The organism is Variovorax sp. P1_H12_2, assembly GCF_056405335.1.
Window position 1 is genome coordinate 1 of record NZ_JBFUCI010000214.1, and the last position, 10,619, is coordinate 10,619.

The following is a 10,619-nucleotide window of genomic DNA, read 5'->3' on the forward strand; positions in this document are numbered from 1 at the left end:
AGAGCGCGCCGGTGCAAACCTGGCTGCAGCATCTGCTGGACACGCTCGCGGCCGCCAGCACCGGCAGCGCCAATCGCATCGCGCGCGCCCACATCATTGCCGAGCCGCCCTCGATCGACAAGGGCGAAGTGACCGACAAGGGCTCGATCAACCAGCGCGCCGTGCTCAAGCACCGCGCCGCGCTGGCCGACGCCCTGCATGCCGGGACGCTGCCCTTCACGCTCAAGCCCCACTGAGACCCAACCCACAAGGAGACGAAGCATGAACATCCAGGGACAAGCCGCACTCGTGACCGGCGGCGCATCCGGCCTCGGCGAAGCCACGGCGCGCGAGCTCGCGCGGCTCGGCGCCAAGGTCGCGGTGCTCGACGTCAATGCCGGCCTGGCGGAGAAGGTCGCCGCCGACATCGGCGGCGTCGCCTGCATCTGCGACATCACCGACACCGACAGCGTCAACGCCGCGCTCGACAAGGCCGAGGCCGCGCACGGCCCGGCCCGCATCCTCATGAACGTGGCCGGCATCGGCAGCGCCAAGCGGATCGTCGGCAAGGACGGCCAGGCCGCGCCGCTCGAGGACTTCGTGCGGGTGGTCCACATCAACCTGATCGGCGCCTACAACGTCAGCCGCCTCTATGCGGCGCGCTGCGCCAGGCTGGCTCCGAACGAAGGCGGCGAACGCGGCGTGATGCTGTTCACCGCCTCGGTCGCGGCCTTCGACGGCCAGGTCGGCCAGCAGGCCTACAGCGCCTCGAAGGGCGGGCTGGTGGGCATGACGCTGCCGATGGCGCGCGACCTCGCGCAGCACGGCATCCGCGTCTGCACGATCGCGCCGGGCCTGTTCGCGACGCCGCTGCTGAAGACCCTGCCGGAGCCGATCCAGCAGTCGCTCGCCGCCTCGATCCCGTTCCCGCCGCGCCTGGGCGATCCGGCGGAGTTCGCCGCCCTGGCCTGCCACATCGTCACCAACGGCCACCTCAACGGCGAGGTGATCCGCCTCGACGGCGCCCTGCGCATGGCGCCGCGCTGAGCCGCCCACCACCCCGTTTTCCCGTTCGCCCTTCCTGGAGACACGTCATGAACATCAAGAAAAGCATCCTCGCCGCCGCCCTGGCCGCCGGCCTCTTCGGCGCCGCCCATGCCGACCTCACGGTCGGCGTCGTGCTGCCGCTGACCGGCCCGGCCTCGGGCCTGGGCATCCCGGTCAAGAACCAGATCGCGCTGTGGCCCAAGACCATCGCCGGCGAGAACCTCAAGGTCGTGGTGCTCGACGATGCCACCGACCCGACCACGGGCGTCAAGGACACGCAGCGCCTGGTGACCGAGGACAAGGTCGACGTCATCATCGGCTCGGCCGCGACGCCGGTGGCGATCCCGATGGCCGACGTGGCGGCGGAATCGGGCACGGTGCAGCTCGCCGCCTCGCCGGCTGGACTGCCGCCCGGCAAGGACAAGTGGACCTTCCGGCTGCCGCAGTCCAACGACGTCATGGCCTATGCCGTGGTCCAGCACATGAAGTCGCAGAAGGTCAAGACCATCGGCTTCCTCGGCTACACCGACGCCTACGGCGAACTCTGGCTCAAGGCGCTGACCGCCGAGGCCGAGAAGAACGGCATGAAGGTGGTCGCCACCGAGCGCTTCGGCCGGGCCGACACCAGCGTCACCGCCCAGGTGCTCAAGCTCACCTCGGCCAACCCCGACGCGATCCTGATCGTCGCCTCCGGCAGCGGCGCCGGCATGCCGCAGAAGGCGGTGATGGAGCGCGGCTTCAAGGGCAAGGTCTACCAGACGCACGCCGCCGCCACGCAGGACCTGATGCGCACCGCCGGCAAGGATGCCGAAGGCACCTTCGTCGTCTCGGGCCCGGCCACCGTGGCCGAGCAGCTGCCCGACGCCCACCCGTCGAAGCAGGCGGCGGTGGCGTTCGTGCAGCAGTACGAGAAGGCCTACGGCCCGGCCTCGCGCAACCAGTTCGCCGGCCACGGCGCCGATGCGCTGACGGTGCTCGAGAAGGCGGTGCCGATCGCCCTCAAGAAGGGCAAGCCCGGCACGCCGGAATTCCGCGCCGCGCTGCGCGACGCCATGGAGACCATGGGCCGCACCGTGCTCGCGCACGGCGTGCTGAACTGGACGCCCGACAACCACTGGGGCTACACCAACGAGACCGGCGTCATGCTGAAGGTCGTCAACGGCCAGTTCAAGGTCGAGCAGCCGCAGTAAACGCGCAACGCAGCCAGCGCCGAAGCCCCGCCATGGATTTCTCAATCGCCAGCATCCTGACGCTGGACGGACTCACGAACGGGGCGATCTACGCGCTGCTGGGCATGGGTATCGTGCTCGTGTTCACGGTCACCCGCGTCATCTTCATTCCGCAGGGCGAGTTCGTCGCCTACGGCGCGCTCACGCTCGCCATCTTCCAGACCGGCAAGGTGCCCGGCACGGTCTGGCTGCTGCTGATTCTGGCGGCCGTCGCCGCGCTCATGGAGCTCGTCGGCACCTGGCGCCACCGCGGCCGGGCCGGGCCGGCCCTGGTGGCCGCCGCGCGCATGTTCGTGCTGCCGGCTGTCGTCTGCGCCGTCTCGGCGTGGGCGGCACCGCGCAATCTGCCGCTGGCCGTCCAGGCCTTTCTCACGCTGTGCATCGTCACGGCGTTCGGGCCGCTGGTCTACCGCGTTGCCTACCAGTCGCTCGCCGGCGCCAGTTCGCTGGTGCTGCTGATCGTCTCGGTCGGCGTGCATTTCGCCATGACCGGGCTCGGCCTGCTGTTCTTCGGGGCCGAGGGCTTTCGCAACCCGTCGTTCTGGGACGACCGGTTCTCGGTCGGCCCGCTGAACGTCAACGGGCAGGCCGTGATCATCTTCCTCGCCTCCGCGGCGCTGATCGTGATGCTGTGGCTCTACTTCGAGCGCACCCTCTACGGCAAGGCCCTGCGGGCGACGGCCGTGAACCGGCTCGGTGCGCGACTGATGGGCATCTCCACCCAGGCGGCCGGGCAGCTCACCTTCGCGATGGCGGCGCTGATCGGCGCGCTGTCGGGCCTGCTGATCGGGCCGACCACCACGATCTTCTACGACTCCGGCTTCCTGATCGGCCTCAAGGGCTTCGTCGCCGGCGTGATCGGCGGCCTCGCGAGCTATCCGGGCGCGCTGCTCGGCGCGCTGGCGGTCGGCGTGATCGAGTCCTTCGGCTCGTTCTGGGCCAGCTCGTTCAAGGAAGTGATCGTGTTCACCATCATCCTGCCGGTGCTGCTGTGGCGCTCGCTCACCAGCGCCCACACGGACGAGGAACACTGAAATGAAACACCCCCCGAAGCGCCTGCGGCGCCTCCCCCCTCAAGGGGGGCGATACCGGCGGCCCGGCAAAGCCGGTTCCGCGGTATCCCTGGCATTTGGCTGCGCCGGTTTCACGCGTCGCGGGTCACGCGATCACGTGGTGGAGCACTGACATGGACGCCATCCTGAATCCCGCGGCCGCCACGCGGCCCGCCAGGAGCCGCTTGCGTACCTGGGGCCCGCTGGCGCTGGTCGCGCTGCTGGTCGCCCTGCCGCTGCTGCCGCTGCCCAACTTCTGGATCATCCAGCTCAACTACATCGGCATCTACACGCTGCCGGTGCTGGGGCTGGTGCTGCTCACCGGCGTCGGCGGGCTGACCTCCTTCGGCCAGGCGGCGTTCGTGGGCATCGGCGCCTACACCACCGCCTACCTGAGCGTGAACTTCGGCTTCTCGCCGTGGCTCACGCTGTTCGTCGGCCTGGCGCTGACCGGCATCAGCGCCGCGATCATCGGCGGCATCACGCTGCGCATGTCGGGACACTACCTGCCGCTCGCCACCATCGCCTGGGCGCTGGCGCTCTACTACCTGATGGGCAACCTCGAGGCGCTGGGCAAGTACGACGGCATCCTGGGCGTCAAGGGACTCACGCTGTTCGGCCTGGAAGTCGGCCAGCAGCGGGTGTTCTATGCGGTGGTCTGGACCTTCTCGCTGGTCGCCTGCTTCGCGGTGATCCGCCTGCTCGATTCGCGCAGCGGCCGGGCCATCCGGTCCCTCGCCGGCGGCTCGCAGATGGCCGAGGCGATGGGCGTGAACACGCTGCGCTTCAAGGTCGGCATCTTCGTGCTGGCGGCGCTGCTGGCTTCGCTCTCGGGCTGGCTCTTCGCGCATTTCCAGCGCACCGTGAACCCTTCGCCCTTCGGCCTCAAGATGGGCATCGAGTACCTCTTCATGGTGGTGCTCGGGGGCGCGGCCCACGTCTGGGGCGCGATCGCCGGCGCCGGCGTCGTCAAGCTGCTCGAAGACCAGCTGCAGGTGCTGCTGCCCAGGCTGATCGGCACCAGCGGCAGCTATGAGCTGATCGTCTTCGGCATCCTGATCGTGCTGGTGCTCAAGTACCTGCCCGACGGCCTGTGGGACTTCATCGACCGCCGGCTGCCGCGCCCGCAGCGCCCGGTCGACTGGCGCGATGCGGCCGACCTGCCGGCGCGCGCCAAGCCGGCCGCCGGCGAGGTGGTGCTCGACGTGCAGGCGATCCGCAAGACCTTCGGCGGCCTGGTGGCGGTCAATGACATCAGCTTCCAGACCCGGGCCGGCCAGGTGGTCGGCCTGATCGGACCCAACGGCGCCGGCAAGTCGACCACCTTCAATCTCGTCACCGGCGTGCTCGGCCTGAGCGGCGGCGCCGTGCGATTTCGCGGCGAGGCGATCGGCGGCCTGTCCTCGCGCGCCATCGCCGAGCGCGGCGTCTCGCGCACCTTCCAGCACGTGAAGATGGTGCCCGACATGACGGTGCTCGAGAACGTCGCACTCGGCGCCCACCTGCGCGGCCGCAAGGKCGCGATCGCGGCCATGCTCCACACCGACCGCGCCGAGGAGCGCGAGCTGCTGCGCGAGGCCGAGCGCCAGCTGCAGCGCGTGGGCATGGGCGAATGGATGCACGAGCTGGCCGGCAACCTGGCGATGGGCCAGCAGCGCCTGCTGGAAATCGCGCGCGCCCTGTGCGCCGACCCGGCCCTGCTGCTGCTCGACGAGCCGGCCGCCGGCCTGCGCCATAAGGAGAAGAAGGCACTCGCCGACGTGTTGCGCAGCCTGCGCGCATCGGGCATGAGCATCCTGCTGGTTGAACACGACATGGACCTGGTGATGGACATCTGCGACCGCATCGTGGTGATGGAATTCGGCACCCACCTGATGGAGGGCACGCCGGCCGAGGTGCAGCAAAGCCCGAAGGTGCGCGCCGCCTACCTTGGGACCGAACACTAGGATGAAACACCCCCGAAGCGCCTGCGGCGCCTCCCCCTCAAGGGGGCGATACCAGCGGCCCGGCAAAGCCGGTTCCGCGGTATCCCTGGCATTTGGCCGCGCCGGTTTCATGCGTCGCGGGTCACGCGATCGCTTGTTGGAACACTGACATGAGTACTCCCCTTCTCCGAATCCACGACCTGCGCGCCGGCTACGGCCGCGCCGAGGTGCTGCACGGCATCGACCTGCAGGCGGGCGAAGGCAGCGTCGTGACCGTGATCGGCCCCAACGGCGCCGGCAAGTCGACCCTGCTCAACGCCCTCATGGGCGTGCTGCCCGCCAAGGGAACCATCGAATTCCGCGGCCAGCCGATCGGCGGCCTGTCGCTCGAGGAGCGCGTGATGCTGGGCATCGCGCTGGTGCCCGAGAAGCGCGAGCTGTTCGCCACCATGCCGGTCGAAGACAACCTGGTGCTCGGCGCGTTCCGGCAGGTGCGACTGCGCAACCGCGAATGGCGCGACCAGATCGAGYAGGTCTACGCGCTCTTCCCGCGCCTGAAGGAACGCCGGGCGCAGCTGGCCGGCACGCTGTCGGGCGGCGAGCGCCAGATGCTGGCGGTCGGCCGCGCACTGATGTCGCGGCCCACGCTCCTGATGCTCGACGAGCCCAGCCTCGGACTCGCGCCCCTGGTCGTGCAGGAGATCTTCCGCACCGTCAGCGCGCTGCGCGCCACCGGCGTGACGATCCTGCTGGTCGAGCAGAACGCGCGCGCGGCCCTCGAGGTCGCCGACCACGGCTACGTGCTCGAGATGGGCAGCGTCAGCGCCGAAGGCGAGGCCCGCGCGCTCGCGGGCGACTCGCGCGTCATCGACACCTACCTGGGAGCGGCCCGGGCCTGAGCGACTGCAAGCAGGAGACACGATGAAGACCACCCCACGCAGCCATCTCCGACTCGGCGCCGTGGCGCTGGCCGGCGCTGCCCTGCTCGCCGCCTGCGCCGGCGGCGGCCGGACGGCACCGACCCCTCCGCTCGCCGCGGCCCGGCCCGGCACGCTGCTGTCATGCGGCGCGCTCGCGGCCAGCGAAGCGCCACCGGGCACGGTGTACACCCAGGCCGTGGCGGTGCCGGCCGGCACGGTCGCGCTGGGCAACGCCAGCGTGCCGGTTCCGGCCCACTGCCTGGTCCAGGGCCGCATGAACGAGCGCATCGGACCGGTCGACGGCAAGCGCTACGCGATCGGCTTCGAGATGCGGCTTCCGGTGGCCTGGAACGGCCGCTTCTTCTACCAGGCCAACGGTGGCCTCGATGGCGTGGTCGTGCCGGCGGTCGGCGGCATCGGCGGCGGTGCGCCCGTGACGAACGCCCTGCAACTGGGCTTCGCGGTCATCAGCTCCGATGCCGGCCATGCCGGCTCGCTCGGCCCCGCCTTCGGCCTCGATCCGCAGGCGCGGCTCGACTACGGCTACAACGCGGTCGCGCAGCTCACGCCGATGGCCAAGAACCTGATCAACCAGGCCTACGGCCGCGGCCCCGACCGGTCCTATTTCGGCGGCTGCTCGAACGGCGGCCGGCACGCGATGGTGGCCGCCGCACGCGCATCCAGCCAGTACGACGGCATCCTCGCGGGCGATCCCGGCTACAACCTGCCGCGCGCCGCGGTGGCGCAGCTCTATGGCGCCCAGCAGTACGCCAAGGTGGCGACCGCGACCACGCCCGCCGGCCTGCCAGACCTGCAAAGCGCGTTCACGCCGGCCGAGTTGCAGCGGGTGTCCGAGCGCGTGCTGGCGCGCTGCGATGCGCTCGACGGMCTGGCGGACGGCATCGTTTCCGACGTCAAGGCCTGCCAGACGCGCTTCGACCTGCAGCGCGACGTGCCGACCTGCACCGGCGCGCGCGACGGCCAATGCCTGACGGCCGCGCAGAAGAGCGCCCTTGGCAACGTGTTCACGGGTGCGCGCAACAGCGCCGGCAAGCCGATCTACAGCAGCTTCCCCTTCGACGCCGGGATCGGCGGCAGCAACTGGCGCGAATGGAAGTTCTCGAGCGCCCAGACCCGGGACCCGGGCGCCGTGGGCTTCATCTTCACATCGCCGCCGCTGGCCACAAGGCCGGGCGGGCTCGCCTTCGCGCTCGGCTTCGACATGGACCGGGACGCGCCGCTGATCGACGCCACCGACCCCGTCTACCGCCAATCGGCGATGGCCTTCATGGCACCGCCCGACGCCTCGAAGCTGACGGCCCTTCGCGAGCGCGGCGGCAAGCTGATCGTCTACCACGGCACCAGCGACCCGGTGTTCTCGTCCGACGACACCGCCGCCTGGTACGAGCGGCTGCAGGCGAGCCATGGCGGCGACGCCTCGGCGTTCGCGCGCTACTTCCCGGTTCCGGGCATGAACCATTGCGCGGGCGGCCCCGCCACGGACCAGTTCGACATGCTGAGCGCGCTGGTCGACTGGGTCGAGCGAGGCCAGGCGCCCGCGTCCGTGGTGGCTAGCGCGCGCGGCCCCGGCACGGCGAGCGTCAACCCCGAAGTGCCGGCCAGCTGGTCGGCGCGGCGCACGCGTCCGCTGTGCCCCTACCCCCAAGTCGCGGTCTACACCGGCGGCGATGCCGAATCCGCGGCCAGCTTCGCCTGCCGCGCGTCCTGAGATACCCCTGACGATGAACTACCGACCCCGCCCCGACGACGTGCGCGCCATCCTGGACACGGTGCTCGGCAGCGTGCCGCGCCTGAGCGCGCTGCCTGCGTTCGCCGAATTCGACCAGGCCCTGCAGGCGCAGGTGCTCGACGAGGCCGGCAAGTTCGTCGCCGAGGTCATCGCGCCGCTGAACCGCAGCGGCGACGAGGTCGGATGCCGCCTTGTCGATGGCAGCGTCCTCACGCCGCCTGGTTTTCGCGAGGCCTACCGGGCCTTCGTCGACGGCGGCTGGCCCGCGCTCGCCGCCGCACCCGAGGACGGCGGCCAGGGCCTGCCGGCGGTGCTCGAGGCCGTCCTGTTCGAATGGCTCAGCGCCGCCAACCACGGCCTCACGATGGCCCCGGGGCTGCTGCATGGCGCCTACGAGTGCCTCAAGCACCACGGCAGCGAAGACCTGAAGCAGCGCTACCTGTCGAAGATCGCGACCGGCGAATGGCTGGCTACCATGTGCCTGACCGAAGCCCATGCCGGCAGCGACCTGGGCCAGGTGCGCACTCGCGCGGCGCCGCAAGCCGACGGCAGCTTCCGCGTCGCCGGCGGCAAGATCTTCATCTCGGGCGGCGAGCACGACCTCACGGACAACATCGTGCACCTGGTGCTGTGCCGGATGCCCGATGCACCGGCCGGTCCCAAGGGGCTTTCTCTGGTTCTGGTACCCAAGCGGTTGCCCGACGGGTCTCGCAATGCGGTGCACTGCGAGCGCATCGAGGAAAAGATGGGCCTGCACGGCAGCTCGACCTGCGTGATGCGCTTCGACGATGCCACCGGCTGGCTGATCGGCGAGCCGAACCGGGGGCTGGCGGCGATGTTCGTGATGATGAATGCGGCCCGGCTGCATGTGGCGCTGCAGGGCATCGGCCTGCTCGACGCCGCCTGGCAAAAGGCCGACGCCTACGCCCATGAACGGCGCCAGATGCGGGCACCCGGCCCGGCACCGGCGAGCCGGGGCAGCGAGGCCGCCGACCTGGTGGCCGAGCATCCGGCGATTCGCCGCATCCTCGACACGCAGCGCGCCTGGATCGACGGCGCCCGCGTGATCGCCTACCGCACGGCGATGCAACTCGACGTCGCGCGCCACGACAGCGATCCAAAGGCGCGGGATCGCGCGCAGCGCTGGTGCGCGCTGGTCACGCCGGTGCTCAAGGCGGCCTGCACGCAGCAGGCTTTCCACGGCGCCAGCGAGTGCCTGCAAGTCTTCGGCGGCCATGGCTATGTGCGCGAATGGGGCATCGAGCAGGTGGTGCGCGACTCGCGCGTGACGATGATCTACGAGGGCACCAATGAAATCCAGGCGATYGACCTGCTGGTGCGCAAGGTGCTGGCCGATGGCGGCGCCGGCATGTCGGGCCTCTTGATCGAGCTGCGCGACGAGCTCGACGCCGCGCGCGACATCGATGCCGACGTGCAGCGCCGCCTGGCGCAGTTGCGCTACCTGACGACCACCGTCGCCATGGCTTCGCAGGCCAACGCCGCCCTCCCCTTCGAGGTCGCCGACGACTACCTGCGGGTGGTCATGCTCGCGCTGCTGGCCTGGGCCTGGGCGCGCATCGGGCGCACCTCGCCCGACCCCGCCCGCGGGTCGGCCCCCGAAGCGGCCTTCCGCCGCTGGGTGCTGCCGGAGTTCGAGATGCGGCTCGGCATCGTCAAGCGGGCCTGCGAGGCACAACAGGCTTCTGCCTGAGTCACACACGACGGGCCGCCGAGCAGTTACCCTCGCGCCATGGCACTCCTGCACAAGAAAACCCCCTCGGCCGTGCACCACCACCCGGCGCCGCGGTCCGATCGTCTCGATACGCGGGTGCTCGAAACCTTCGTCGGCTACAACGCGCGCCGCGCGTGGCTGATCGTCAGCCAGGTCTTTGCCGAGCGCATGGCGGTCTACGGGCTCAAGCAGGTGGACTTCTCGGTGCTGTCGCTGCTCGCGCACAACCCGGGCGCAACGTCGCGCCAGCTGTGCTCGACCCTCGACATCCTGCCGCCCAACCTGGTGAGCCTGATTGCCGCCATGGACGCTCGCGGATTGATCGAGCGCCGGCCCCATCCGCATGACGGCCGCGCCATCGGCCTGTACCTGACGCCGGCCGGAGAGCAACTGGTGCGCGAGGCCGAACAGACCGTGATGCAGCTCGAAGCCGATACCAGCGCCCGCCTCACGGCGCGCGAGCGCGAGACGCTGATCCGGCTGCTGCAGAAGGTGTACCACCAGGCGCCGGGTGCCCCCGCGGAGGCCGACGGCAGGGCAAAGGCTAGAAGCGCTCCGTGAACGGCATGCCGCCGGCGCCGCGGCTCACCAGAACTTCCACCAGGGTCCCCGCATCGGCGAAGAGGCGGGCGTCAGGAGCTGCAGGCCCGAGTCGCGAATGCGGCGCCGCTGCTCGGCTTCAAGCGCCTGGGCCATGCGGTGGGCCAGCTGGTCGCCCTGCATCGCACGCATGCGCCACTCCGTCGCGAGGCTCTGGAGCTCCTGATCCTGCAAGGTCGCGGGCGACATCGGGGTTTCGGACATGCCGAAATTCTGCCCACGGCCGATCGCGGCGGCAACGCGCCCTATGTCGAAGAGATGTACGAAAACTACCTTGCCAACCCTGGCAGCGTGCCCGATAACTGGCGCGAGTATTTCGACGCACTCCAGCACGTTCCCGCCGTCGACGGCAGCAATGCCAAGGACGTTCCACACCTGCCGGTCG

10 protein-coding genes and 1 pseudogene are annotated in these 10,619 nt (G+C 70.3%); 10 read left to right on the plus strand and 1 reads right to left on the minus strand.

The features are described from left to right. The 9 genes and pseudogenes from AC1D2K_RS20395 to AC1D2K_RS20435 all read left to right on the plus strand — a co-directional run. Nucleotides 1–236 (plus strand): annotated as a pseudogene (locus AC1D2K_RS20395) (feruloyl-CoA synthase); the annotation flags it as partial. A 25-nt stretch (nt 237–261) separates the two neighbouring features. Beyond that, nucleotides 262–1,026: an SDR family NAD(P)-dependent oxidoreductase gene (locus AC1D2K_RS20400; RefSeq protein ID WP_478090646.1), complete on the plus strand. Its 765-nt coding sequence runs from the start codon at nt 262–264 to the stop codon at nt 1,024–1,026. A 47-nt stretch (nt 1,027–1,073) separates the two neighbouring features. Continuing rightward, entirely contained in the window at nt 1,074–2,216 is a 1,143-nt protein-coding gene (locus tag AC1D2K_RS20405) for an ABC transporter substrate-binding protein (RefSeq protein WP_478090647.1), read from the plus strand. A 32-nt stretch (nt 2,217–2,248) separates the two neighbouring features. After that, the gene (locus AC1D2K_RS20410; protein ID WP_478090648.1) at nt 2,249–3,289 is read left to right on the plus strand and encodes a branched-chain amino acid ABC transporter permease; all 1,041 of its coding nucleotides are present in this window, start codon (nt 2,249–2,251) and stop codon (nt 3,287–3,289) included. Nucleotides 3,290–3,441: 152 nt separating this feature from the next. Beyond that, nucleotides 3,442–5,253, plus strand: a complete 1,812-nt coding sequence (locus AC1D2K_RS20415; protein ID WP_478090649.1) for a branched-chain amino acid ABC transporter ATP-binding protein/permease — start codon at nt 3,442–3,444, stop codon at nt 5,251–5,253. A 149-nt stretch (nt 5,254–5,402) separates the two neighbouring features. After that, nucleotides 5,403–6,131, plus strand: coding sequence for an ABC transporter ATP-binding protein (locus AC1D2K_RS20420; RefSeq protein WP_478090650.1), 729 nt, complete (start codon nt 5,403–5,405; stop codon nt 6,129–6,131). A 22-nt stretch (nt 6,132–6,153) separates the two neighbouring features. Then, complete coding sequence (locus AC1D2K_RS20425; RefSeq protein ID WP_478090651.1) at nt 6,154–7,881, plus strand: tannase/feruloyl esterase family alpha/beta hydrolase; 1,728 nt, start codon at nt 6,154–6,156, stop codon at nt 7,879–7,881. A 13-nt stretch (nt 7,882–7,894) separates the two neighbouring features. Beyond that, complete coding sequence (locus tag AC1D2K_RS20430; protein WP_478090652.1) at nt 7,895–9,613, plus strand: acyl-CoA dehydrogenase family protein; 1,719 nt, start codon at nt 7,895–7,897, stop codon at nt 9,611–9,613. Between the two features lie 39 nt (nt 9,614–9,652). Further along, nucleotides 9,653–10,195, plus strand: a complete 543-nt coding sequence (locus AC1D2K_RS20435) for a MarR family winged helix-turn-helix transcriptional regulator (protein WP_478090653.1) — start codon at nt 9,653–9,655, stop codon at nt 10,193–10,195. Nucleotides 10,196–10,219: 24 nt separating this feature from the next. Here the strand turns inward: AC1D2K_RS20435 and AC1D2K_RS20440 are convergent, their stop codons facing one another. After that, nucleotides 10,220–10,438, minus strand: a complete 219-nt coding sequence (locus tag AC1D2K_RS20440) for a hypothetical protein (protein ID WP_478090655.1) — start codon at nt 10,436–10,438, stop codon at nt 10,220–10,222. 6 nt (nt 10,439–10,444) lie between these two features. Between AC1D2K_RS20440 and AC1D2K_RS20445 the strand changes: the two genes are divergently transcribed. Then, nucleotides 10,445–10,619: 2-oxoglutarate dehydrogenase E1 subunit family protein (locus tag AC1D2K_RS20445; RefSeq protein WP_478090654.1), on the plus strand; the 175-nt coding region annotated here is incomplete at its 3' end.